We start from the raw sequence: 24,110 nt of genomic DNA, 5'->3' as shown, positions 1-24,110 counted from the left end.
GCATCGCGTCTGGAATCCCGGAGCGGTGGTGGGTGTCCGATTGCGGCAAGACCCTCTGCTTCACTCAACATCGTACTCCCAGACACTTCCCAGTCTCTTCGATTAAGACTGCCGAATGGCCGGGGCTACCTGCGGGCATCGGCACACCACGCCGCAGCATGAATTTCACTGAATGCCCACCGTTTAGACCAGCTGGAAAACGTTTGATTGGCTTGTCAATCGAGTAGGTCCCATCTCTCAGCAAGCTCAGCGCGCCACTCTCCAGCAACTGGATCAGTCCTGCCTGCTGCGGTAACACGTCATATGCCTCGGCCTTTCCATTGGTTATGACGTCTTCCGGCATTACACTTTCAACGCCGCCGGGGTAATAGCGATGCAGCAAAGAGTAGGCCCCGGACAGAGAATCCCCTTTCTCAATTTCCTCCACACCGTCTGGTGTCAGTTGAAAGCGCCGGTTGCCGTTTTGTATGATAAGGCCACCTTTGGAACTTTTCGGCCGTTCGGGTTGCCTACTGCGACCTGACGGAAGTGCCATTCGGCCCAATCCATATTGACCGATCATATGGATTTCTTTACCGAGTTTCGCAGTTAACAATGCCTTGGCTTTGAACCCGTCTGACGACTCGATCTTATGTGCTGATGGGAGACGACAGTTGGACGATGATGTCAGATCGACCACCTCTTTCGGTAATCCAACAACCCCCAAACCATGGCGATTATGCCCAACGAAACGCTCGACGCGTTCGGTCGCGCCCGTGACGCGTACAATCATTGCGTCAAAGACACTTAAGACGATATAAACAGGGTCATCACCGTCTTCAATTTCAAGCGTGGCGAAGCTGGTTTCACGATCGAGACCTGCAACTGCTACCGTCGATATTGCCCTCCCTTCATAGCCACCGACATAAACTGCGACGGCGTCCGATGACGGCTTTGGGAGGTCGCAATCTTTCGTACTACGGTTTTGCCGCGCCGGGTTGATGGTCGCGTGGGTCTCTCGGGCGACACGGTTGATCGTCTTCAAAACTTCATCGACGATGACCACATCATTTTTATCTGCATCAAAGATCATGAAAGCAGTGCCTCGAAGATCGCGACGACCCCGCTGCAATTGCAATTCAGACGCACCACGTTCGGCGTCTACGGCGATTTCGTTCGCGGACAGCTCACCATTCTCGTCGGCATCCGCCTTGAGTATCAACGTTTCGAGCCTTGACCTATGATTTCCCGAGAATACGGCGCGAAGCCGGTCGATCTCATCTCGCGACACCACTCCGTCCCCGTCCAAATCGTTCCTCAACATCGTGGCCAGGATATTTGCTCGGAACTCTGCTTTGCGATGCTGGTCAATCGTCTCGGCCATGTCGCGTGTCAATTCACCCGTGGGCGCCATTGAGTAGAGGTGATTTATTGCAGTTTCTTGCGCCCGATCGATGCCTTGCCTCAAAAGCCGATTAAGTTTGTCTTCATCGCTCAAAGGCACTTGTGGCAATGCAGGGGATGCTGCGGCCAAAAGTGTAAGCAGAAGGGCGGCGCCACGTAGCATTATTAATTCCTTATAATGAACAACTCTCACTCATAAGCAGGAATCTGACAGGAATAGGGCCGAATACCCGACAGCTGCGAAAAAGACCAAAAACGCTCGCTGGCAATCACCGGATTGGCCTTAGATGTTATGTCGCTGTCACCGACCACAGTTGCCGAAATGCGAGGTGGGGTGATCTGTCTCGGAAGATGTCCTCGCCGCATACAAACCTAATATTTGGATTTTCAGTACGTGTGGATGCAGTCATTTGGGTGTAGACCAATAGTAATCAAACCAACCTTCAGTCTTTACCCAACCCCCTACCGGTTCTCCTTCATCAACCGCGCTTTGCTGCGTTGCCAGTCGCGCTTGGCTGATGTCTCGCGTTTGTCGTGGAGCTTCTTGCCCTTGGCGATGCCGATTTTGATCTTCGCGCGGCCCTTGTGGTTGAAATAGAGGACCATGGGGACCAGCGTCATGCCCTCGCGCTGGGTGGCGGACCAGAGTTTGGCCAGCTCCTTTTGCTTCACCAGCAGCTTGCGGCGGCGGCGTTCGTCGTGTTGGAAGGTTTTGGCCTGCGCGTAGGGGGGGATGTAGCTGTTGACCAGCCACAGCTCGCCGTCTTCCACGGCGGCGTAGCTTTCGGCGATCTGGGCCTGACCGTTGCGCAGGGATTTGACCTCGGACCCCTCTAGCATGATGCCGCATTCGAGATCGTCCTCGATGGCATAGTCAAAGCGGGCGCGGCGGTTTTCGGCCACGACCTTGTAATTGCGCTCTTCGGCTGATTTGGGTTTCTTGGCCATAGTCTTCCCTAGGTAGGGAGGGCGCGTCTTGGGGTCAATCCCATGTCGGCGCTTGGGTCAGGTGGTCTCGAACACCGACCAGCCCATGGCGTGGGACAACTGCTCCAGCGCGATGGTGCCGAGCATGGAGTTGCCGAAGCTGTTGAGCCCCGGCGCCCAGACCGCGATGGAGGCGATGCCGGGAACGATGGCCAGAATGCCGCCGCTGACGCCGCTTTTGCCGGGGAAGCCGACGCGGTAGGCGAATTCGCCGGAGCCGTTGTAGTGGCCGCAGGTCATCATCAGGGCGTTGATGCTGCGCACATGGCGCTTGGCGATCATGTCGTCATCACTGCTGAGGCCCGCCAGAAAGCGGCCCGCGCGGGCAAGCTGCTGGCAGTTCACCTCGATGGCGCATTGGTGGAAATAGGTGCCGAGGGTCAGGTCGCAGTCATGTTCCAGATTGTCGGCGGATTTCAGGAAATGCGCGAGCGACCAGTTGCGGTGGCCGGTGATGTTCTCGGAGCGCGCCATTTCGTGGTTGATGTAGATTTCCTCGTCCCCGATGGCGGCCTTCACGAATTGCACGATCTCGGCCAGCGTCTCTTTCGGGCTGCGACCGGCGAGCAGCGCGTCGGTGACGACGATGGCGCCTGCGTTGACGAAGGGGTTGGGCGGCCTGCCGCCGGCCAGTTCCAGATCGACCACGGAGTTGAACGCGTTGCTGGTCGGCTCCCGCCCGACGCGACCCCAGAGGCCGTTGCCGAAGCGGCCGAGCGCCATGGCCAAGGTGAACGCCTTGGACACGCTTTGCAGGGAGAAATCCGTGGTGGAATCGCCGCAACTGATCTGCTGCCCGTCGGCAAGGCACACGGACATGGCAAACTGGTCCGGATCGACTTGCGCCAATTCGGGGATGTAGTTCGCGACGAGGCCCTTGTCGGGGGCCTCGCGCATGTCTTGTTCGATGCGCGTAAGCGTCTGTTCGAGCATGTTGATCCTAGTTGATCAGCCCCGCGTGGATCATGGCGTCCTTGATCATCAGGCGGGTGCCTTCTTCCAGCGTGGTCAGCGGGGAGCGGACCTCGTCCGAGCATTTGCCCAGCAGCGACAGGCCGTATTTGGCCCCTGCGACGCCGGGCTCTGCGAAGATCGCCTTGTGCAGCGGCATCAGGCGGTCGAGCTGGGTCAGTGCGGTGGCGTAGTCGCCGTTCAGCGTGCTGGCCTGAAACTCGGCGCAGAGCTTGGGGGCCACGTTGGCGGTGACCGAGATGCAGCCGACGCCGCCATGGGCGTTGTAGCCAAGGGCGGTCGCGTCCTCGCCGGACAGCTGGATGAAATCGGTGCCGCAGGTCATGCGCTGTTGCGGGACGCGGGACAGATCGCCGGTCGCGTCCTTGACGCCGATGATGTTGGGGTTCTTGGCCAGCTTGCCCATGGTTTCCGGCGTCATATCGACGACCGAGCGAGGCGGGATGTTGTAGATGATGATCGGCAGACCCACCGCCGCGGCGGCTTCGAAATGGGCGATCATGCCGCGTTGGGTCGGCTTGTTGTAATAAGGCGTGACCACCAGCGCGGCATCTGCGCCGGCCTTCTTGGCGTGTTCGACCAGCCGCACGGTCTCGACCGTGTTGTTGGAGCCTGCGCCTGCGATAACCGGAATGCGGCCTGCGGCGGCCTGCACCACGGCATCGACCACGGCGTCATGCTCGCTGTGGGACAGCGTCGGGCTTTCGCCGGTGGTGCCGACAGGCACCAGCCCGTTGGAGCCCTGCTCGATATGCCACTCCACCAGATGTTTGAGCGCGTCAAAATCCACCGAGCCGTTTTTGAACGGCGTGACCAGTGCGGGCATGGAGCCTTTGAACATGACACGTTCTCCTTTGGTAAAGTTGTCTCACCGCTCCGATACCGTTGGCGGAGGGGCGCTGCAAGGGGGGTGATGCCATCTATGTGAGTTGCAAGGCGCTATGATGTGCCTACCTAATGGGGGCGAGTCGTGGAGAAGGTGGGCTGTGGTAGCGAGGTTTTGTGGTGCTGTTCTGGCGGTCTGGATAGGCTGTGCGGGCGGCGTGGCGGCACAGGATACGCCGCCGTTGGCGCAAGCCGTGAACGCCGCCGGTGCGCGGGACTGGGACCGCGTGCGCGAGGTCCGTGCAGAGTTGTCGGATGCGGTGGCCCGCGACGTCATCGACTGGATGCGCCTGCGGGGGCGTCAGGGCAGCTTCCAAGAATGCACCGATTTTCTGGAACGCAATGGTGACTGGCCGGGCTTGCCGCTGCTGCGGCTGCGGTGCGAATACTCCATCCCGAAGGTTGGCGCGTCGGCTGACACGGTGCTGGACTTCTTTTCCACGACGATTCCCCAGACTGGCACCGGCTCCTTGCGCCTGATCGAAGCCTTGAAGGCCAAGGGCCGACAGGACGAGGCCAAGCAGGAGGCGCGGCGGGCGTGGCAGGTTTTCAACCTTGCGCAAGCCGAGCATGACGCGTTTGTCGACCGGCACGGGGATGTTCTTAAAGATTTGCACACGGTGCGGCTGGACATGCTTTTGTGGCGCGGCGAAGAGACTGCTGCGCGGCGGATGTTCAATCTGGTGCCTGAAGCCTGGGCGAAACTTGCGGTCGCACGGCTTGGGTTGCGGGAAAACGAAAACGGCGTCGACGGGATGATCGAAGCGGTGCCTGAGGCTTTGGCCGAGGATGCCGGGCTGGCGTTCGAGCGGTTCATCTGGCGTGCCCGCAAGGGGCGGACGGACGACGCGGTGGATGTTTTGCTGGAACGGTCCCTGTCCGTACGCGACCTTGGGCAGCCGATTGAGTGGGCCAACCGCCGCCGCTCCCTTGCGCGGGAGTTGATGCGGGACGGCAAGCATGTCGAAGCCTATGCCGTCGCATCCCAGCATTTCCTGACCGCAGGCTCGGATTACGCCGATCTGGAGTGGCTGTCGGGTTTTCTTGCGCTACGCAAATTGCGCTCGCCCGAGCAGGCGCTGGTGCATTTTAACAGGTTTCAGGAAGCCGTGGAGACACCCATCTCGCTGGGCCGTGCGGGCTACTGGCTTGGGCGGGCGCATGAGGCGAAGGGCGAAAATGAGGCCGCGAAAGCCGCCTACGAGTTCGGCGCGAAATATCAGTCCTCCTTCTATGGTCAGCTTGCCGCAGAGCGGGCGGGCGTTCCCCGTGACCCGTTGATGACCGGCACTGAGGAGTTCCCCGACTGGCGCGGGGCGGAGTTCACCAAATCCTCGGTCTACGACGCGGCGGTGACGCTGCATCTGGCCGGATTGCTGAGCCTGTCGGAGCGGTTTCTGGTGCATCTGGCCGAAAGCCAGTCGCGCGAGGGCATCGGGCAGATGATCGACATGGCGCTGGAATGGGACGAGCCGCATATCGCCCTGATGCTTGCCAAGGAGGCGGCGCGGCAGGGGCACGAGATTTACCACGGCTACTTCCCGCTGGCGGTGCCGAACGGGATCAAGATGGAGGTGCCGGAGGAGTTCGCCCTGTCCATCGCGCGACGCGAAAGCGAGTTCGACCCGGTGGTGGTCAGCGGGGCGGGCGCACGCGGCTTGATGCAGTTGATGCCCGGCACCGCCGAGCAGGTCGCGGGCGAGATCGGCGAGGACTACCAACGCTCCCGCCTGACTGCGGACCCGGATTACAACGCGCGTCTTGGCACGGCCTATCTGCGCAAACTGTCGGAGCGGTTCGGGGCCAATCCTGTGCTGATGTCGATTGGCTACAACGCCGGACCCAGCCGTGCGGAGCGTTGGCCCAGCCTGTTTGGTGACCCGCGTGGGGCCGATGTTGATGTGGTGGACTGGATCGAAAGTATCCCGTTCCGCGAGACGCGAAACTACGTGATGCGGGTGACCGAAAGTTTCGCGCCTTACCGCGCGCGGCTGAACGGGCGGGTGGATGACATCCGGTTGAGCGACCAGCTCAAGCAGTAGCGCGACGGGCGCGCCAGATGGTGAAGATCCCGGCGGCGATGACCAGACCAGCGCCGATGATGACGTTGGTGCGCAGGTCCTCGTTGAAGACGAGCAACCCGATGACGGACACGAAAACCAGTTGCAGATAGGCGAAGGGCTGCACGGCGGACGCCTCTGCCACCTCGTAGGTTTTGATCAGCAGGTAGTGGCCCGTCGCCCCCGAGACGCAGAGCGCCAGCATCCAGAGCCAGTCGCGCGGGGCCATCGGCTCCCAAAACCAGATGCCGATTACGGACATGGCGACCGCGCCCGCCGTGCCGGTCCAGAAAAAGCTGGCGGCGGCGGTGTCCTGCCGCGCGGCGTAGCGGGTGAGCAGGGTGTAGAGCGCGAACATCAGCGCGGCCGTCACCGCGACAAGGGCATAGGGGCTGAACACGCCGCCGCCCGGTTGCAGGATGACCAGCACCCCGACGAAGCCGATCCCGATCGCGGTCCAGCGGTACGCGCCGACCTGCTCGCCCAGAATGGGGCCGGACAGGGCGGCGACGATCAGCGGGTAGGAGATGAAGATCGCCATGCTCTCGATCAGGCCCAGCAGGGTGAAGGCGGCCACCATGACGCAGACCTCAAGTGCCAGCAGAACCCCGCGAAAGGTTTGCAGGACAGGCTGCCGTGTGCGGGCAGCGTTGGCGATGGAACCGGCGCGTTTGGCGGACACGGTCAGCACGAAGGCGGCGAAGAACCAGTAGCGGATCATCACCACCATCAGCACGTTATATTCCGCCGCCAGATAGCGCGATATGCCGTCCTGCGAGGCAAAGATCAGCATGGTCAGCGACATCAGCATGATGCCGCGTTTTGTATCGTTGCCGGTCACCTGAGGCATCCGATGGTCATGTGGCGCTTGCGGCCGAAGCCTTTGACGCGCTCCACCTCGAAACCCGCGTCAGTGAGGCTGCGGCGGACATGGCCTGCGGCGGTGTAGGTTGCGAATGTGCCCTCCGGGGCCGTGTGCGTGCCGACCTCATGCATCAATTCGGACGACCAAAGTTCGGGGTTCTTGGCGGGCGAGAAGCCGTCGAGAAACCAAGCGTCAGCCTTGCCGCGCCACGTTGGCAGCGTCTCCCGCGCATCGCCCATGATGATGTCGGCATGCAGGCGGTCGGTGCGGATCAAGGTTGCGGGCCAATGGTCGAGCAGCGGGGAGGGGTCGAGTTCGGGAAAGGCGCGCAGGGCCGCCTCCATATCGGCGCGGGCCATGGGGTAGGCCTCGAAACTGGTGAAATGCAGCGTCCCGTGGTCGAAGGCCTGCAATGCGGTCAGCATGGAAAGGCCAGTGCCGAAGCCCAGCTCCGCGATGTGGAAGCCGTCGCGGTAACGGGCGGGCAGGTCGTTGCCTTGCAGGAAGACATGGCGGGTTTCATCTAGGCCGCCTGCAAGGGAGAAATAGGGGTCGTCGAATTTAGTGGAGACCGGGATCGCACCGTCGCGCCATTCGAGTTGTGCTGTCTGGTCGCTCATGCCGCTTTGCCCTAGGTTCCCGCGAGGCGACACTGTGCAAAGGGGGCAACCTTGTCCAGAGCAGAAGTAACGGTGCTGGGCGCAGGCGCGTTCGGTCTATCGGTGGCATGGGCCTGTGTGCAACGTGGGGCACGGGTGCGGGTGATCGACCCCAACGGGGTGGCTTCGGGTGCATCGGGCGGCATTGTCGGAGCCTTGGCCCCGCACACGCCGGAGCAATGGAACGACAAGAAGCAGTTTCAACTGGAAAGCCTGCTGATGGCAGAGACATTCTGGCAGGAGGTCGAAGACGCGTCGGGGTTGAGTTCGGGCTACGGGCAGTTTGGCCGTATTCAGCCGGTGCTGGACGAGGCGGGGCTTGTTTTGGCCGAACGCCGTGCGGCGTCGGCACGTGAGTTGTGGGGCGCAGCGGCGGAATGGCGTGTGGAACAGGCTTCGGGCGACTGGTGTCTGGCCACGTCAACCGGACAGGTTATCGTGGATACGCTGTCCGCGAGGTTGCATCCGCGTCAGGCGTGCCTGGCTTTGGCGGGGGCGATACAGGCGGCAGGCAGTGACATTGTGCGGGATGGGCCGCAAGAGGGCGCGGTGGTCCACGCCACCGGCTATGAGGGGCTAGAGGCGATGACTGCGCAGCATACGCGGCAGGTCGGCAACGGGGTGAAGGGGCAGGCGGCGCTGCTGGAATATGACGCCCGCGACCTCCCGCAACTCTATTTCGACGGGCTGCATGTGGTGCCCCACGCGGACGGGACAGTAGCCATAGGCTCCACGTCGGAGCGCTATTTCGAGGCGCCCGCGTCAACCGATGCGCAATTGGATGACATCCTCTCGCGGGCGGTGGCTGGCGTTCCGCTGCTTGGCGGGGCGCAGATCATCGCGCGCTGGGCCGGCGTGCGCCCCCGCGCGCGGTCCCGCGCGCCGATGCTGGGCGCGCACCCGTTCGAGAACGGGGCGTTCGTGGCAAATGGCGGTTTCAAGATCGGCTTCGGCGTCGCGCCAAAGGTGGCACAGGTCATGGCTGATCTGGTGCTTGATGGCGTCGACCGGATACCACCGGAGTTTCAGGCAGCGCGTTGTTTGTAGCTGTAGGCTTGCGGTTGCACGAGATGGCAATCATCATGCGGCAGCATTCTTTGACAATGGAAGTTTCAAGTGACGCCGACCCTGACCAGCCTTGACCATCTGGTGCTGACGGTTGCCGATCTGACGGCGACGGTATCGTTCTACACGGATGTGTTGGGAATGGTGGCTCAGGAATTCGAGGTCGCGGACGGCTCAACCCGCACTTCCTTGTTGTTCGGGGCGCAGAAGATCAACCTGCATCAGGCGGGCTCCGAGTTCAAACCGCATGGCAAGGCCCCCACACCTGGCAGCGGGGATCTGTGCTTTCTGACGGAGGCTTCGCTTGAAGACTGGGAAGCGCAGCTAGACGCCAAGGGCGTGCTGGTCGAGGAAGGTCCCGTGCAACGCAGCGGTGCGGTCGGGCCGATCATGTCGCTCTATATTCGCGACCCGGATGGCAATCTGATCGAGATATCGGTGCCTGTCGCCCAAGTTTGAGCGGAATTGCCGTTGCAAACCGCGCCGCCGTGTCCAAAGACTACCCCCGACAAGGATGGAGGTTCCGATGGCGATGAGGCATGGCGGCGCAATTCTGGCCGAGCAGCTGAAAATTCAGGGTGTGACGCGGGTTTTTTCGGTGCCGGGGGAGAGCTTTCTGGCGGCGCTGGACGGTCTTTACGAGAGTGGCATTCAGAACGTCGTCTGCCGTCAGGAAGGCGGCGCGTCGATGATGGCCGAGGCCCATGGCAAGCTGGCCGGACGTCCGGGCGTGGCGTTCGTCACGCGCGGACCGGGGGCGACCAACGCGTCGTCCGGCTTGCATGTGGCGATGCAGGACAGCACGCCGATGGTGCTTTTCGTCGGCCAGATTGCCCGTGGTCATCGTGACAGGGAAGCCTTCCAAGAGGTCGACTACCGGCAGTTTTTCGGCGGGCTGGTCAAGTGGGTGGCCGAGGTCGACCAGACCGAGCGTCTGCCCGAATACATCGCGCGGGCGTTCCAGATGGCGATGTCGGGACGCCCCGGCCCCGTGGTGCTGGCGCTGCCCGAGGACATGCTGTCGGCGGTGGTTGATGTGGCGGACCGACCGGTTGTGCAGGTGGCGCGTGCCATGCCCGACGCAGGCGATATTTCCCGCATTTTGGAAATGCTGGGCCGCGCGGAGCGTCCTTTGGTGGTGGCAGGTGGGCCGGGATGGTCTACGCAAGCGGCGCTGGACCTGAAGCAGTTTGCGCAGCGCATGGACCTTCCGGTGGCAGTGCCGTTCCGGCGGCAGGATTACCTCGATAACGACTGCCCGCACTATGCCGGTGATCTGGGCGTCGGTATGAATCCGGCTCTGGCAAAACGCCTGCAACAGGCCGACCTGCTGCTGGTCATCGGGGCGCGTGTCGGCGACATCCTGACGAACGGGTATGAGCTGCTTGACCCGGCTGACTTGGGCAAGGTGCTGATCCACGCGCATCCCAGCCCGGATGAGCCGGGCCACGTCTATGCGCCTGATCTGGCGATCGCCAGCGACAGCGCGGCGCTGATCGCTGCGCTGGCCGACGCAGGCGGGCAGGCAGGCGGCTGGGCGGACTGGACGGCGCAGGCTCGTGCCGACTACGAGGCGTGGCAAAAGCCGAAGGAAACGCCGGGTCCGGTGAAAATGGAGCAGGTGGTCTCGTGGCTGGCGGAGCATCTTCCGCCTGACGCGATCCTGACGAACGGGGCCGGAAATTACGCGGCCTTCGTGCATCGCTATTACCGTTACCGAGGCTATAAAACGCAGGTCGCGCCGACGTCCGGCTCTATGGGCTACGGCTTTCCAGCATCCATCGCCGCGAAGCTGGAGCATCCGGACCGAACCGTGATCTGCTTTGCAGGCGATGGCTGTTTCCAGATGACCTGCAACGAGATGTCGACGGCGATCCAGCACGGGGCTGCGGTTATCGTAATCGTGGTGAATAACGGCAAATACGGCACCATCCGTATGCATCAGGAAAAGACTTATCCAGGGCGGGTCTCGGGCACGATGATCGCCAATCCCGACTTCGCGGCGCTGGCGCGAGCATATGGTGGCGCGGGATATACAGTTACACGAACAGAGGATTTCCCTGCCGCGTTCGCGGAGGCGCGGCGAGCGGACGTTCTATCCGTTATCGAGTTGCAACTGGATGACGACGTATTGTCGACGGGTATGACCCTCTCCGAAACGCGCGCATTGGGTGAGAGATCAAAATGATAGTCCTTCAGGGGGCGCACGCAGTCCCCCTGAAGCAGTCGAAGACACTCTGAACGAGGCTTCACCTTGGACGGCCATCGGGTTTCCACCCTGTACCGCCGCTCCAGCAAAGATGATTCTGGTTTCATCTTGGTTAAAATATTCCCGCCGGAGGCTCCTCCGCGTCAGCCGGCGCGAATGTTGACAGTCCGGATGCCTCCGGCGGGAATATTTTGCCAAGATGAAGCATGCAGACCACCTGGACCGCGCACGTTAACCTTAATGCGGGGTTAGTATTCGACGCCAATCTGGGCTTTGATGCCGGAGCGGAACGGGTGTTTTACCAGTTCCATCTCGGTGACCAGATCGGCCAGCTCGATTAGTTCATCCTTCGCGTTGCGACCGGTCAGGACAACATGGGTCATTTCGGGTTTCTCCTCGGCGAGGAACGCCACGACTTCGTTGATGTCGATGTAGTCGTAACGCAGGGCGATATTGATCTCGTCGAGCAGCACCATATGGTTTGACGGATCGCGGATCAGCTCTTTCGCCTTGGCCCACGCTGCCTGCGCCATTTCGATGTCGCGGGACTTGTCCTGTGTTTCCCAGGTGAAGCCTTCGCCCATGGTGTGGAATTCGCAGGTGTCGGAGAATTTGTCGAGTATCAGGTCGCGCTCGCCGGTGCTCATGCCGCCCTTGATGAACTGCACCACCGCGCATTTCATGTCATGCGCGATGCAGCGGAATATCATCCCGAAGGCGGCGGAGCTTTTGCCTTTACCTTTGCCGGTATGGACGATAATCAGCCCGCGCTTATCGGTTTTCGTCGCCATGATCTTGTCGCGGGCGGCCTTTTTCTTGGCCATTTTGGTAGCGTGGCGGGACAGGTCGTCTGGGGATTCTTGGGTCATGGAGCGCTCCGGAACTGGGTTGCCTCCAACCTGTTGGACGAGGCCGCCCGATGCAAGCTCAAAGGAGTAACGATTTTTTAAATGGGCACGAGGTAGCCTGCCTCCGTCAAGGGAAGTCTGGAGGACTGATATGCGGATTCTAACCTGTTTGTGTATGTTGACGCTTGCAGCTTGCGCGGCTCCCAGCGTCGGGGTGATGGGTGGGCGATCAGGATCGACCGTTGTCGGAGCCTACGCGTTTGACGTTAATTTCAAGGGCAGTCAGGCGGAGGCTTATCGCTCCAACATCGTGCTCAGACCCAAGGCAAGTGAGGTTTTCGCAGCGGGGGTAACGGCTATCGAGCAGATATCCGGGTGCCGTGTCGCGCCAAACTCCGTCCGGGGTGACGTAGCCATGGTGCAGGCAGAAATTCTCTGCTGATCTGCGGCTTAGGTGTGGGTAGTATTCTGAACGGGCGGCGGCATTAGCCGCCCGCTTTTCCTTTCGGGGTGCTTCTATTTCAGTTGTAGCGTGATCGGAGGATATGCGAACTCGTCCTTGTTCGGATCGGTCACGGCGGCATTTACCGCGCCCACGATGATTGCGCCGAGGATGCCACCACCGGCTGCACCTGCGCCGCGCTGTTGTGCCGTCAGGTTGAACGCGTTGACGGTTGCAGATGCGGCGCGTTGGTCAGGGTGAACACAACGGACGAACAAGGCTGGCGAATTGGGGCCATAGTCCGGGACGACGATATTTGCAGGCGTTTGGAAGCGGGCTTTGTAGATGCCTGAGTCCAGCGAGCAGGGTGTGCCGACAAGCTCCCCGAAGCCGCCATCCCCCTGTTTCCCATTGGTCCGGACCGCCACGGTGTTTTGTCCGCGAAAGCGAGGCACCGGATTGCCACGCGACCGCGCGCGTCCGTAAACGTCGATACCGACCGACGCGCTTGGGTCATTAGGCGTGATCGGGATCGGCGGGGTTTCGATGTCAGCGACCGTGCAGGCGGACAAGACCGCTCCGACGAGAAGAAGGGATAGAGATTTTTTCATATTGGCTGGATCCGTGGGCATTACATTTCTGGTCCCGCGATCTATCCAGATTTTTCCATAAAAATCAGTTAAGAAGTCTCTCGATAAGGGCTTTCGCCGAATTTGATTTGGGGCTCCATAGCCCCCTCTCGATAGCCTCGTTCAACCGGTCGGCCATCTCGCGCAGGGCAGCGGGGTTGTGGTCCTCGATGAATGCGCGCGTGGCGTCGTCTTCCAGATAGGCCTGATGCACCAAGTCAAAGTGATGGGATTTGGCAGCGCCCGTGGTTGCCGCAAAAGCGAACAAATAGTCGAGCGTCGCGGCCATCTCGAACGCACCTTTGTAGCCGTGACGCTTCACGCCCTCGATCCATTTCGGGTTCACCACGCGGGAGCGGACCACACGGCCTATTTCGTCCTCCAAGGTTCGGATGACGGGACGTTCCGGGCGGGAGTGGTCATTGTGGTACACGGGGCGGGCGCGACCTTGCAAGGTTTCGATCGCCGCCGCCGCGCCGCCTTCGAACTGATAATAGTCGTCGCTGTCGAGCAAATCATGCTCGCGGTTGTCCTGATTTTGCACCACAGCCTCGGCCTGACCCAAGCGGGCCTCGAAACCGGCGCGGTCGCGCTGGCCCTCGGCGTCCTTGCCATACGCGTAGCTGCCCCATTGCAGATAGGCCTCGGCAAGATCCGACTTATCGGCCCAGAGCCGTTCGTCGATCATGGCTTGCAAGCCCGCCCCGTAGGCACCGGGTTTGGAGCCGAAAACGCGGTGGGTTGTGCCTTCGTCGCGGAAACGGGCGGCGGCGGGGTTGTCGGCCTCGGGCTCGTCCAGTTCCATCACCGCGCGGGCGGCACTGTCGACCAAGGCGATCAGTTGCGGGAAGGCGTCGCGGAAGAAGCCCGACACGCGCAGGGTGACGTCGACGCGCGGGCGGCCAAGAACACCCATGGGCAGAATTTCGAAGCCGGTGACGCGGCGGTTGGCGGCGTCCCATTTCGGCTTGCAGCCCATTAGCGCCAGCGCCTGCGCGATGTCGTCCCCGCCGGTACGCATGTTGGCGGTGCCCCATGCGTTCAGCAGCAAGGCGCGGGGCCAGTCGCCGTGGGTTTGCAGGTGTTTCTCGATCAGCAGGTTGGCGGATTTCCACCCCAAGGCCCAAGCGGTTGGCGTTGGGACGGCACGGTTGTCGACGGAGAAAAAGTTGCGCCCCGTTGGCAACACATCCATCCGCCCGCGGGTCGGGGCGCCGGATGGCGCCGGGGCGACGAAGTGCCCCTTGAGGGCGCTGAGAAGACCCGCCCCCTCCATAGGTCCACAGGCGGCGACGGTTGGTTGCACATGTGTTCGGATATGCTCCATCACCGTGGCACTGGCGCGGCCGGGGGGCGTTTCACCGTCCATCAGGCGGATCGCCAGCTCCTCCAAGCGTTCCACCGTGTCGCCGGTGCTGCGCCATTTGTCGCCCGTCAGGATGTCGGGGCGGGGGCCTGGCCAAGGCTCTGCCAGATCAGCCGACAGCGGGTCGAAGTCCAGTGCCAGATCGTCAGCCAGTGCACGGATTAGCGAGGCGTCCGCGCCTGTGCCATCGCCGCGCGCCACGCGGGTCAGGGCGATGGTCAGGTCGCGGGCCTGCGCACCTTCGGGCGAGACCCCGAAAATGTGCAACCCGTCGCGGATCTGGGCCTCTTTCAATTCGCACAGATAGGCGTCCAGTTTGGCGAGATCCGTTTCCTCATCGCCGGACAAACCTACGTCTTCGGCCAAGCCTGTGGCCGAGGTCATGGACAGGATTTCGCGGCGCAGATGCTCGATACGACGCGGATCGACGCCTGCGGCCTCGTAGTATTCGTCGACCAGCGCTTCCAGATCTTTCAGCGGCCCGTAGGTCTCCGCCCGCGTCATGGGCGGGGTCAGGTGGTCGATGATCACTGCCTGCGCACGGCGCTTGGCTTGGGTGCCTTCACCGGGGTCGTTGACGATGAAGGGGTAGATATGGGGCGTCGGGCCGAGGACCGCCTCGGGCCAGCATTCCTCGGACAGGGCGAGCGCCTTGCCGGGCAGCCATTCGAGGTTGCCGTGCTTGCCAATGTGGACGATGGCGTGCGCGCGAAATTCGTGGCGCAGCCAGAAGTAGAAGGCGAGGTAGTTGTGTGGCGGCACGAGGTCGGGCGAGTGGTAGGTGTCCGTCGGGTCGATGTTGTAGCCACGGGCCGGTTGCAACCCGACGACCACATTTCCGTAATGCAAGACCGACAGGGCGAAGCGTCCGCAATCGACCTCACCCGCTTTGAAGAACGGGTCTGTTTCGGGGGCGCCCCAGCGGTCCTCGATTTGTTGGCGCAGGGCGTAGGGGAGCTGGGCGTAGTCGCGGTGGTAGTCGGCAAGCGACAGATCAACGCCGCCGGTACGCACATGGCGGTCGGTCAGCCAGTTGGTGGGGCCGGCCATCATTGCCTTCATCAGGGCGTCGCTGTCGGGGGGCGGGTTGGCGACGTGGTAGCCTTCATCCGCCAGCAGCTTCAGCACATGAGAGGTCGCGGCGGGCGTGTCTAGGCCGACGCCATTGGCGAGCCGTCCATCCTTGTTGGGGTAGTTGGCGAGGATCAGCGCGACCTTGCGCTCCGACGTTTTGGCGCGGCGCAGCTTGGCCCAGTTGGCGGCAAGGTCCGCCACGAACTGGATGCGGTCGCCGCGTGCGCGGTAGGTGGCGATGGGACATTCCGTGGCCTCGTCGAAATAGGCCTCGTCCTTGAAGCTGACCGCGCGGGACAGGACGCGACCATCGACCTCGGGCAGGGCGACGTTCATTGCGATGTCGCGACCGGACAGGCCGGTAAGACCCTCGGCCCAAGCGACCTCCGTCGAGCTGGAGAAGATGACCTGAAAGACCGGGGCCTTGTTGGTGAAGGGCGCTGCCAGCGGGTTGAACGCCTCCGCGTCGCCCTGATGGGGGGAGCCGGTGGCGAAGGAGGTCGCGTTTAGGATTACGTCGGGCGGGGCCTGCGTCAGCAGGTGTTCCAGCGTGGCGAGGCTAACAGGGTCTTTCAGGGAGGCCACGAAGATCGGCAGCGGGTTCAGGCCATTGCGCAGCAGCGATTTCACCAGCCGGTTCACGGGGTTCAGGCCTGCGCCTTGGACGAGGGCACGGTAGAAGATCAAAGGGACGACGGGGGCGTCATCGGTCCATGCTTGTTGCGCGGCGGCGAGGTCGGAGATGCCCGAACCCGGCCAATAGACGCCTGCGCGGAGCAGGGGGGAGGCGGGGGACGGGCGCTCGGTGCCTGCGATCATGGCGCTTGCGTAGGCGAGGAAGTTCTCCGAATTGGCGGGGCCGCCCTCCACCAGATAAGCCCAGAGGGCATCGTAGTCCTCGTCAGACACGGTGGACAGGCCGCGCAATTCCGCGTCGGGCTTGTCGTCGCCGGGGAGCAGCGCCAAAGGGATGCCTGCGTCATGCAGGTGGGCCGCATATTGCTCCGCGCCGTATTTCCAGTAGCCGACACCGCCCAGCACGCGGGCGATCACCAGCTTCGATTTGGTTGCGCAGGCTTCGATATGGAGGTCCACGGACATGGGATGGATCAGGTGCATCATAGACGCGAGGCGCAGGGAAGGCGGGTTCGCCATTTCGCCGCGCGCGGCAGAAAGGGCGGCCAGTTCGGTATCGGCGGCGGAGATGAACACGATTTCGGCGGGCGTTTGGCCCAAATCAACCGGCTCTTGGCCGTTGTCTATCGATCCTGGGGTTGCTGCGAGTAGGTGCATGTCAGCGCCTTTTGGCTGGCGGAGGATGCCTCCGGCGGGAATATTTACGCCAAGATGAAACCTAGAGCGGTTTCTGCATGAAGACGCTGGTCTCATTGGCTGTGTAGTTGCCGAACGGGCCGCAGGGCGTGAAACCGTGCTTGGCATAGAGTCTGTGGGCGGCGTCAAGGATGTTGCCGGTTTCGAGTTTTAGCGTGGAGAGGCCAAGGTCACGGGCTTTTTGCTCGATGTGGGTCAGGATCGCGGACGCCGCGCCTTTGCCACGGGCGGCCTCAGTGGTGAACATGGATTTCAGTTCGCCATATGTGCCGATTTGCTTGACCGCGCCGCAGCCGAGCAGCGTGTCATCATCGCGGGCCACGAAGAAATGCACCTCCGGCACGCAGAGCGCGTCGATGGACAGGTAGTGGTTTTCCTCGGGCGGAAACAGCGATTCCATCAGCGCGTGGCTGGCCTGCAAGAGCGCGGTGACCTTCGGGTCACGGGGATCACCGCGCTCTACTATCATGCTTGCAGCGCCGCCGTGATCGCGGCTTGGTCAAGGCCGGACTGACCAATGACGACGAGGCGGGTTTCGCGTGGGGCGCTGCCGAAGGGGCGGTCAAAATACGTATCGACCCGTGGCCCCACGGCTTGCAGGGTCAGGCGCATCGGTTTGCCTTCGACTGCCGCAAAGCCCTTGAGGCGCAAGATGTCGTGGCCGCGGATCACGGTTGCGATCTGCTCGGAGAAACCCTTGGGGTCTGTAATTTCGCTGCGGGTGACGACGAAGCTCTCGAACTCGTCATGGCCATGCTCGTGTTCATGATCATGATGGTCGCCATCGTCGTCGTGATGGTGGTGGTGATGCACCTCATGGCGGGCCTCCAGATCGCCTTCGGCGGCGATGCCTTGCCCCAGCAACACATCCACCGGGATTTTGCCCATGGAGGCCCGCACGACCTGAACGCCATCGCGGCTGTCGGCTTTCAGGCTCGCGACCAGCGCGTCCGCCTCATCTTCGCCGAGCAGGTCGGACTTGTTGACCACGATCATGTCGGCGCAGGCAATTTGATCCTCGAACAGCTCTGACAGCGGTGTCTCGTGGTCAAGGTTCTCGTCCAGTTTGCGCTGGGCATCCACGGCGGCGACGTTGTGGGCGAAGCGGCCTTCGGAGACGGCTTTGCCGTCGACGACGGTGACCACGCCGTCGACTGTGACTTTGGTGGAAATCTCAGGCCAGTTGAAGGCGCGGACCAAAGGTTGCGGCAGGGCGAGGCCGGAGGTCTCGATCACGATGTGATCGGGGCGGTTCTCGCGGGCCAGCAGCTTTTCCATGGTCGGGATGAAATCGTCGGCCACGGTGCAGCAGATGCAGCCGTTGGACAGCTCCATGATGTCATCTTCGGTGCAGGTCTCGTCGCCGCAGCCTTTCAGGATATCGCCGTCGACGCCCAGATCGCCGAATTCGTTGATGATAAGCGCGATGCGCTTGCCTTTGGCGTTTTCCAGCATGTGGCGGATCAGGGTGGTTTTGCCGGCCCCGAGGAAGCCGGTGACGACGGTGGCGGGTATCTTTGCTTGCATATCAGGCGTCCTTGAATTTGACCCACAGGGTCGCGGTGAACAGGCCCAGAAGAACCCAAGTGGCGGCTGACGTGCCGAGGGAGGCGGTGGCGAAATGGGCGGCAAGTTCGGGGGCCGCAACGCCGAAGTAGGTATCCAGATGCGGCGCGCCAATCAGGTGAGGCAGCGCGATCAGAACGGCCCCGCCGACACCGGCCAATGTCGGGCCGAAGGCGATCAGGCCAAGACCCACGGCCGTGACCAACACAGTGCAGATCCACCAGATCTGGCGAAGCTCCACGTCGGCGGCGACGGTGCCGGGAAGTTCGGGCGGCAGGCCGATTGCAGGGGCGAGTTGCACGGCGATAAAGCCCGCCATGCCCCAGATCAGCCCTTTGCGGGCGGTGACCATGTGGCCGCCGCGCTCCGACAGGGCGAAGCCCACCGCGAGGAACAGGGCGAAGCCCGTGAAGGCCACCATGTTGAAGCCGACCGTCATCAGGTCACGCATTGGCTCGGTAAACAGGGCAGGGTGGCCTGCCTCGCTTTGGGTAGAGCCGTCCGTGGAGAAATGCACCCGGGCGCCTGTTTCATATAGCTCACCCTCTAGCAGCAAGGGTGTCACCAACCAGAATTGCAGCGCGGCGGCGATTACGCCGACGGCTACGCCAGCGAACACAGCGCTGGCTACCAAATTTTTAAACATGTGTCTGGTTGTGGCTTAGTGGCAGGGGAATGCCATGGCGTGACGTTGGTCATGCGCCGTGTCATGCATCACGGAAGCCTGTGCGAAGCCTGCGGCGAACAGCAGGACCAGACCCAGAGCGGCAGCACCAAGGATGCTGACAAGGCTCATGTCGGTTGCGTGTGTGGCGTTCAGCGTGGCTGTTTTGGTCTTGTTCATCGTCTCAATCTCCTTGCCCCGTCACACCCGACGGGAGGGGTTTCATTGCGCATGGCTGGTCTCCTGGCTTGCGGGTCGATGCGTTTTGCCGCCTTCCCGGATCGCTCCAGTGGCATTTGGCAAGACGCTCTCCGCATACAGTCGCGGGGGCGGCTCCGGATTTGCGCCCCTATTTGGGTCACGCCTACCGAATTCCCATTTTTCCCCGAAGCGCTTTGCGCATCACGGGGAACCATGCGAGGCCACAATGCGCCATGCGCGCGCGGGGGGTCAAGGCGGATTCCGACAGGCGGCGCGCGAATAACGTCAGGTCCAGATCGGCGGGATATCGCAACATCTTGGGGATAACCCTGTAGAATTGGCCATATGCAGTGGTTTTGCGTTGACTCATCGGTGCTGGATTCAAACAATGGCCCACCAGACCCCGATTCCCGCGAGGCCCGCATTGCGCTTTTCTAAACTCAGACTTAACGGTTTTAAAAGTTTCGTGGACCCCACGGAGCTGATTATTGCCGACGGGCTGACGGGCGTTGTCGGGCCAAACGGCTGCGGCAAGTCCAACCTGTTGGAAGCACTGCGCTGGGTGATGGGCGAGAACCGCGCCAAGTCCATGCGCGGCTCTGGCATGGAAGATGTGATCTTTGCCGGAGCGTCGTCGCGCCCGGCCCGCAACTTCGCGGAAGTGTCCTTGCAGATTGACAACTCGGAACGTCTCGCCCCTGCGGGGTTCAACGACCTCGACACGCTGGAGATTATCCGCCGGATTACCCGCGACGCGGGCTCTGCCTACAAGACCAACGGCAAGGATGTGCGGGCGCGCGATGTGCAGATGCTGTTCGCCGATGCGTCGACCGGTGCCCATTCGCCCGCGCTGGTGCGTCAGGGGCAAATCTCGGAGTTGATCAACGCGCGGCCCAAGGCGCGTCGTCGTATTCTCGAGGAAGCTGCGGGCATCTCCGGCCTTTATCAACGCCGCCATGAGGCTGAGTTGAAGCTGAACGGCGCGGAGACGAACCTTGCCCGCGTCGATGACGTGATTGAGCAGCTGGCCGCGCAACTGGCGCAGCTTGCCCGTCAGGCACGTCAGGCGGCGCGGTATCGTGAGATCGGGGAAGAGTTGCGCAGGTCGGAAGGCACGCTGCTTTATCGTCGGTGGAAAGAGGCGGAAGAAGCCAACCTCGTCGCGAGCCAAACCCTGACGGACCGCACCAAATCCGCCGCGCAGGCCGAAGCACAGGTGCGCGAAGTGGCCAAGCTGCGGCAAGCGATGGAAGACGCGTTGCCGCCCTTGCGCGAGGAAGAAGCGATTGCGTCCGCCGTGCTGCAACGCTTGCAGGTTCAGCGGGACACGCTGACGGATCAGGAACGTCAGGCGCAACAGACCATTGAGACGCTGACCGCGCGGATCGACCAACTGGCCCGCGATATCGAGCGTGAGACCGCGTTGAACCATGACGCCGGCGAGACGATCGAGCGGCTGGAATGGGAAGCCCGCGAGATCGCCAAAGCCTCCGAAGGCCATGTCGCCAAGCTGGACGCCGCCGCGACCGAGGCGCGTGAGGCGGCGACGGTTCTGCAAGATCGCGAGACGCAACTGGCGGAGCACACGGAAGACGTGGCCCGCCTTGCCGCGCGTCACCAATCCGCGCACCGTTTGCGCGAGGATGCCACCAAGACGCTGCAACGCTACGAGGATGAGGCGACGAAAGCCCGCGCCTCGGTGGACCATGCGCAGGCTGCCGCGACCAATGCCGACACCGCGCTGATTGCGGCGCAAACGGCACTGTCGCAAGCGTCGGTTCAGGCAGAGAAATCAGACGCCGATCTGACCGCAGCGGAGGCTGCGCGGTCCGAGGCGCAGAACCGCGAAAGCGACGCCCGCTCGCAACGCTCGGAGGCCGAAGGCGAGGCGAATGCCTTGCGCGCGGAGGCCACCGCGCTGTCGCGCTTGGTGGATCGCGACACGTCGGAGCAGGGGCAGTTGCTGGACGTGGTGCAGGTAAAGTCCGGCTACGAAAAAGCGCTTGGCGCAGCCTTGGCCGATGACCTGCGTGCGCCCCAGATCGACGATGACGATGTGACCGGCTGGGCGCTATTGCCGAGCTACCCGAAGCCGCAACCGCTGCCTAAAGGCGTCGCCGCGTTGACATCTTATGTGACGATCCCCGACGTGTTGGCCCGTCGCATGTCGCAGGTTGGTCTGGTCGACGCAGATGACGGCAACCGCCTGCAATCGTCGCTGCAACCGGGGCAGCGACTGGTTTCGGTCGAGGGCGACGTTTGGCGTTGGGACGGCTTCCGCACGGGGGCCGATGACGCGCCATCGGCGGCAGCGATGCGTCTGCAACAGCTCAACCGGTTGGAAGAGTTGAAGCAGGCGTTGGAAGGCGCGACGGCTCGTGCTGACGGGGCGCGTCAGGCGCATGAGATGCTCACCAAGGAGCTGGCCGAAGCCGCGCAGGCTGATCGTGACGCCCGCGAGGCCCGCAAGGATGCCGACCGTGCGATGGCGGATGCGTCCCGCGCCGTGTCTCGTGCCGAGGGCGAAAAGTCGATTGCCGCAGGCCGCGTCGAAAGTCTTGAGTTGGCCGTGACGCGCTACGAGGAAGAGGCGATGGCCGCCCGCGAACGGCTGCGCGAAGCCGAAAAGGGCGTGGCCGATCTGGGCGATCTGGAGGCTGCCCGTGCCGAGGTCGAAGACGTCAAAATGACCGTGGAGGCGGCGCGAATGACGATGATGGCGAAGCGCTCGTCCCATGACGAGCTGCGCCGTGAAGGGGAGGCCCGGACGAAACGCAGCCAAGAGATCACGACAGAGATCAGCGGCTGGAAACACCGTCTGGAAACCGCTGGCAAACGTATCGGCGAGTTGGAAGAACGTAAGACGACCTCCGAGGTGGAGTTGAAAGAAGCGTCCGCCGCGCCCGCAGAACTGGCGGCGAAGCGCGACGAGTTGAGCGCTGCCATTGAGGAGGCCGAAACTCGCCGCAGGGCGTCGGCGGATAATCTGGCAGAGGCGGAAACAGCACTGCGCAATGGCGTCCAAACCGAACGCGAAGCCGAGCGGGAAGCGTCAGAGGCCCGCGAAGCCCGCGCCCGCGCCGAAGCCCGCGCCGAGGCCGCGAAAGAAACAGTGACCTACGCCGTGGAACGCATCCGCGAAGAAATGGAAACCACGCCCGACGCGCTGCTGGAAACGCTCGACACCAATCCCGATGACATGCCGCCCGCCGAGCGGATCGAGGCGGACGTGAACCGCCTGAAACGCCAGCGCGACGCGCTGGGCGCGGTGAACTTGCGGGCCGAGGAGGACGCCAAGGAGGTGTCCGAGGAGCACGACAATCTGCTTGGGGAAAAGACCGATCTGGAAGCCGCAATTTCTGCCCTGCGCACCGGGATTGCGTCGCTCAACAAAGAGGGCCGCGAGCGCCTGCTGACCGCGTTCGAGGAAGTGAACTCCAGTTTCGGCACTCTGTTCAAGCACCTCTTCGGCGGCGGCGAGGCCAAGCTGGTCATGGTCGAAAGCGACGACCCGCTGGAGGCCGGTCTGGAGATCATGTGCCAGCCTCCCGGCAAGAAGCTGTCGACCCTGTCGCTGCTGTCAGGCGGGGAGCAGACGCTGACCGCACTAGCGCTGATCTTCGCGGTGTTCCTTGCCAATCCCGCACCGATCTGTGTGCTTGACGAGGTGGACGCGCCTTTGGACGACGCGAACGTGACGCGCTTCTGCGATTTGCTGGATGAAATGACTCGCCGCACCGACACCCGCTTTCTCATCATCACACACCACGCAGTCACGATGGCGCGGATGGACCGCTTGTTCGGGGTGACGATGGCGGAGTTGGGCGTATCGCAACTGGTATCGGTTGATCTGAAAAAAGCCGAGCAACTGGTCGCCTGAACGGAAAAGGCGCGCGGAACCCCGCGCGCCTGCACTCTTTAAATCACAACTACAGTTAGCCTTGTTCCCACTCGGGCATTGCTTCGAGGCTTTCCTGAGTGTGGTCGACATAGATGCGAAGGTCGTCGCCATCAGTCTGGCGCAGGATGTCCAACTCGTCGATGCTCAGTGCGACCGGCTTTTCGCCAAGACCCAGGAAGCCACCAACGTCGATCACAGCTTCGGTGATCTCGCCGGCATCGTTCAGGATAAGCTCCGACACTTCGCCGATATGCTCGTCATTGGTGTCATACACTGCCGCACCGGTAACCATTTCTGTGGTCAGTTGAGTGCGATCATAGGTCTCATATCCATCGCGCATCATACCGGTCGGCGGAACCGTCGCGGTGGTATCCGCTTCGGCAGTTTCTTCCACTGCTTCGGCGTTATCCATGTCTGCACTTGCATCAGTCCAGCCGCCGACCGTTTCCGGGTCGAATGCTGGGGCACCTTCAAGGCTGGCACGGTTCGACGTGAAGACAACGAAGTAGTCGCCCGCGTCATCACCATCGGCCACGAGTTTCAGCTCGTCCATGTTCACAGCAACGGTTTTTTCGCCCATGCCAAGGAAGCCGCCAATGTCGAGAAGAACGGCGCGCATTTTGCCATCGCGGGACATGATGACATCATTGATTTCGCCGATATCTTCCCAACCTTCGTCGGCGTCGTTTGCGACGGTATCGACGTCATTTTCCGAGGTGTAGACGCGTTTGCCGATAAGGTCGGACACGCGCAACTCAGCAGCGGCCACAGTGTTTTCCTGTGTGCTGTCGAAGAAGGTCATGTCGCCTTTGTGTGCGTCTGCAAACACCGGCATTGCAAGGCCGGTTACGAGAGCGGTTGTAATAAAGAACTTTTTCATGGGTGTGGTCTCCTTGTTCAGTTTCAACGCTTAATGCGTGACTGATAAAAGAACCCCACACCGGGTCTCGGAGTTCCGAAAAAAGCACATACTTATTTTCGGAACTTTGGTGCGGCTCAAGC

20 protein-coding genes and 1 riboswitch are annotated in these 24,110 nt (G+C 62.2%); of the genes, 6 read left to right on the top strand and 14 right to left on the bottom strand.

Features of this window, described 5'->3' with window-relative positions; translation table 11 throughout:
- Positions 1 to 64: 64 nt before the first annotated feature.
- The 4 genes from THALAR_RS14595 to dapA form a co-directional block, all read right to left on the bottom strand.
- Positions 65 to 1,477 (bottom strand): EF-hand domain-containing protein, encoded by a 1,413-nt coding sequence (locus THALAR_RS14595; RefSeq protein ID WP_169788551.1) that lies wholly within the window; start codon positions 1,475 to 1,477, stop codon positions 65 to 67.
- Positions 1,478 to 1,845: 368 nt separating this feature from the next.
- Complete coding sequence (smpB, locus tag THALAR_RS14590; protein WP_021102358.1) at positions 1,846 to 2,331, bottom strand: SsrA-binding protein SmpB; 486 nt, start codon at positions 2,329 to 2,331, stop codon at positions 1,846 to 1,848.
- 57 nt (positions 2,332 to 2,388) lie between these two features.
- Entirely contained in the window at positions 2,389 to 3,303 is a 915-nt protein-coding gene (locus tag THALAR_RS14585) for a glutaminase (protein WP_021102357.1), read from the bottom strand.
- Between the two features lie 7 nt (positions 3,304 to 3,310).
- Positions 3,311 to 4,183: a 4-hydroxy-tetrahydrodipicolinate synthase gene (gene dapA, locus THALAR_RS14580; protein WP_021102356.1), complete on the bottom strand. Its 873-nt coding sequence runs from the start codon at positions 4,181 to 4,183 to the stop codon at positions 3,311 to 3,313.
- A gap of 145 nt (positions 4,184 to 4,328) precedes the next feature.
- Here dapA and THALAR_RS14575 point away from each other — a divergent pair, with 145 nt between their 5' ends.
- Positions 4,329 to 6,269, top strand: a complete 1,941-nt coding sequence (locus THALAR_RS14575) for a lytic transglycosylase domain-containing protein (protein ID WP_021102355.1) — start codon at positions 4,329 to 4,331, stop codon at positions 6,267 to 6,269.
- On the opposite strand, the gene THALAR_RS14570 is transcribed toward THALAR_RS14575, so the two are convergent.
- Both THALAR_RS14570 and mnmD read right to left on the bottom strand, forming a co-directional pair.
- The gene (locus THALAR_RS14570) at positions 6,259 to 7,128 is read right to left on the bottom strand and encodes a DMT family transporter (RefSeq protein WP_021102354.1); all 870 of its coding nucleotides are present in this window, start codon (positions 7,126 to 7,128) and stop codon (positions 6,259 to 6,261) included. The genes THALAR_RS14575 and THALAR_RS14570 overlap by 11 nt on opposite strands.
- Entirely contained in the window at positions 7,125 to 7,772 is a 648-nt protein-coding gene (mnmD, locus tag THALAR_RS14565; RefSeq protein WP_021102353.1) for a tRNA (5-methylaminomethyl-2-thiouridine)(34)-methyltransferase MnmD, read from the bottom strand. The genes THALAR_RS14570 and mnmD overlap by 4 nt, the downstream gene beginning before the upstream one ends.
- Before the next feature lie 51 nt (positions 7,773 to 7,823).
- Here mnmD and THALAR_RS14560 point away from each other — a divergent pair, with 51 nt between their 5' ends.
- From THALAR_RS14560 to THALAR_RS14550, 3 genes are all read left to right on the top strand, one after another.
- On the top strand, positions 7,824 to 8,858 hold the full coding sequence (locus tag THALAR_RS14560; protein WP_021102352.1) for an NAD(P)/FAD-dependent oxidoreductase: 1,035 nt from the start codon (positions 7,824 to 7,826) through the stop codon (positions 8,856 to 8,858).
- A 69-nt stretch (positions 8,859 to 8,927) separates the two neighbouring features.
- The gene (locus THALAR_RS14555; protein ID WP_021102351.1) at positions 8,928 to 9,335 is read left to right on the top strand and encodes a VOC family protein; all 408 of its coding nucleotides are present in this window, start codon (positions 8,928 to 8,930) and stop codon (positions 9,333 to 9,335) included.
- Between the two features lie 73 nt (positions 9,336 to 9,408).
- Positions 9,409 to 11,064, top strand: a complete 1,656-nt coding sequence (locus tag THALAR_RS14550) for a thiamine pyrophosphate-binding protein (protein WP_154666831.1) — start codon at positions 9,409 to 9,411, stop codon at positions 11,062 to 11,064.
- Between the two features lie 269 nt (positions 11,065 to 11,333).
- Here the strand turns inward: THALAR_RS14550 and cobO are convergent, their stop codons facing one another.
- Entirely contained in the window at positions 11,334 to 11,954 is a 621-nt protein-coding gene (gene cobO / locus THALAR_RS14545; protein WP_021102349.1) for a cob(I)yrinic acid a,c-diamide adenosyltransferase, read from the bottom strand.
- A gap of 154 nt (positions 11,955 to 12,108) precedes the next feature.
- Here cobO and THALAR_RS18625 point away from each other — a divergent pair, with 154 nt between their 5' ends.
- Positions 12,109 to 12,375: a hypothetical protein gene (locus tag THALAR_RS18625; RefSeq protein WP_051153772.1), complete on the top strand. Its 267-nt coding sequence runs from the start codon at positions 12,109 to 12,111 to the stop codon at positions 12,373 to 12,375.
- Between the two features lie 74 nt (positions 12,376 to 12,449).
- On the opposite strand, the gene THALAR_RS14535 is transcribed toward THALAR_RS18625, so the two are convergent.
- From THALAR_RS14535 to THALAR_RS14510, 6 genes are all read right to left on the bottom strand, one after another.
- The gene (locus THALAR_RS14535; RefSeq protein ID WP_021102347.1) at positions 12,450 to 12,986 is read right to left on the bottom strand and encodes a hypothetical protein; all 537 of its coding nucleotides are present in this window, start codon (positions 12,984 to 12,986) and stop codon (positions 12,450 to 12,452) included.
- 64 nt (positions 12,987 to 13,050) lie between these two features.
- Positions 13,051 to 16,737, bottom strand: a complete 3,687-nt coding sequence (gene cobN, locus THALAR_RS14530; protein ID WP_040818894.1) for a cobaltochelatase subunit CobN — start codon at positions 16,735 to 16,737, stop codon at positions 13,051 to 13,053.
- A 61-nt stretch (positions 16,738 to 16,798) separates the two neighbouring features.
- Positions 16,799 to 17,245, bottom strand: coding sequence for a GNAT family N-acetyltransferase (locus tag THALAR_RS14525; protein WP_021102345.1), 447 nt, complete (start codon positions 17,243 to 17,245; stop codon positions 16,799 to 16,801).
- Positions 17,242 to 18,303: a cobalamin biosynthesis protein CobW gene (gene cobW / locus THALAR_RS14520; RefSeq protein WP_021102344.1), complete on the bottom strand. Its 1,062-nt coding sequence runs from the start codon at positions 18,301 to 18,303 to the stop codon at positions 17,242 to 17,244. Before cobW ends, THALAR_RS14525 begins: the two co-directional genes overlap by 4 nt.
- Before the next feature lies 1 nt (position 18,304).
- Positions 18,305 to 18,988: a CbtA family protein gene (locus tag THALAR_RS14515; protein WP_040818890.1), complete on the bottom strand. Its 684-nt coding sequence runs from the start codon at positions 18,986 to 18,988 to the stop codon at positions 18,305 to 18,307.
- A gap of 15 nt (positions 18,989 to 19,003) precedes the next feature.
- Positions 19,004 to 19,186: a CbtB domain-containing protein gene (locus tag THALAR_RS14510; protein WP_021102342.1), complete on the bottom strand. Its 183-nt coding sequence runs from the start codon at positions 19,184 to 19,186 to the stop codon at positions 19,004 to 19,006.
- Between the two features lie 36 nt (positions 19,187 to 19,222).
- A riboswitch (cobalamin riboswitch) is annotated at positions 19,223 to 19,438 on the bottom strand.
- Between the two features lie 193 nt (positions 19,439 to 19,631).
- Here THALAR_RS14510 and smc point away from each other — a divergent pair.
- Positions 19,632 to 23,087 (top strand): chromosome segregation protein SMC, encoded by a 3,456-nt coding sequence (gene smc, locus THALAR_RS14505; protein WP_040819300.1) that lies wholly within the window; start codon positions 19,632 to 19,634, stop codon positions 23,085 to 23,087.
- Positions 23,088 to 23,142: 55 nt separating this feature from the next.
- Here smc and THALAR_RS14500 read toward each other — a convergent pair whose 3' ends face one another.
- The gene (locus tag THALAR_RS14500) at positions 23,143 to 23,988 is read right to left on the bottom strand and encodes a PRC-barrel domain-containing protein (protein WP_021102339.1); all 846 of its coding nucleotides are present in this window, start codon (positions 23,986 to 23,988) and stop codon (positions 23,143 to 23,145) included.
- Positions 23,989 to 24,110 lie beyond the last annotated feature (122 nt).

It is taken from the genome of Litoreibacter arenae DSM 19593, from assembly GCF_000442275.2.
Classification (GTDB): domain Bacteria; phylum Pseudomonadota; class Alphaproteobacteria; order Rhodobacterales; family Rhodobacteraceae; genus Litoreibacter; species Litoreibacter arenae.
The sequence above is the reverse complement of the archived record's forward strand: the minus strand, read 5'-3'. Positions and strand labels throughout refer to the sequence as shown.

Bases quoted from the DNA above. Each gene is read 5' to 3' on its own strand.
- mnmD (WP_021102353.1), bottom strand. From the start codon at position 7,772: ATGAGCGACCAGACAGCACAACTCGAATGGCGCGACGGTGCGATCCCG.
- THALAR_RS14510 (WP_021102342.1), bottom strand. From the start codon at position 19,186: ATGAACAAGACCAAAACAGCCACGCTGAACGCCACACACGCAACCGAC.
- THALAR_RS14550 (WP_154666831.1), top strand. From the start codon at position 9,409: ATGAGGCATGGCGGCGCAATTCTGGCCGAGCAGCTGAAAATTCAGGGT.
- smpB (WP_021102358.1), bottom strand. From the start codon at position 2,331: ATGGCCAAGAAACCCAAATCAGCCGAAGAGCGCAATTACAAGGTCGTG.
- THALAR_RS14585 (WP_021102357.1), bottom strand. From the start codon at position 3,303: ATGCTCGAACAGACGCTTACGCGCATCGAACAAGACATGCGCGAGGCC.
- cobO (WP_021102349.1), bottom strand. From the start codon at position 11,954: ATGACCCAAGAATCCCCAGACGACCTGTCCCGCCACGCTACCAAAATG.
- THALAR_RS14515 (WP_040818890.1), bottom strand. From the start codon at position 18,988: ATGTTTAAAAATTTGGTAGCCAGCGCTGTGTTCGCTGGCGTAGCCGTC.
- THALAR_RS18625 (WP_051153772.1), top strand. From the start codon at position 12,109: ATGTTGACGCTTGCAGCTTGCGCGGCTCCCAGCGTCGGGGTGATGGGT.
- THALAR_RS14525 (WP_021102345.1), bottom strand. From the start codon at position 17,245: ATGATAGTAGAGCGCGGTGATCCCCGTGACCCGAAGGTCACCGCGCTC.
- THALAR_RS14535 (WP_021102347.1), bottom strand. From the start codon at position 12,986: ATGAAAAAATCTCTATCCCTTCTTCTCGTCGGAGCGGTCTTGTCCGCC.
- THALAR_RS14500 (WP_021102339.1), bottom strand. From the start codon at position 23,988: ATGAAAAAGTTCTTTATTACAACCGCTCTCGTAACCGGCCTTGCAATG.
- cobW (WP_021102344.1), bottom strand. From the start codon at position 18,303: ATGCAAGCAAAGATACCCGCCACCGTCGTCACCGGCTTCCTCGGGGCC.
- dapA (WP_021102356.1), bottom strand. From the start codon at position 4,183: ATGTTCAAAGGCTCCATGCCCGCACTGGTCACGCCGTTCAAAAACGGC.
- cobN (WP_040818894.1), bottom strand. From the start codon at position 16,737: ATGCACCTACTCGCAGCAACCCCAGGATCGATAGACAACGGCCAAGAG.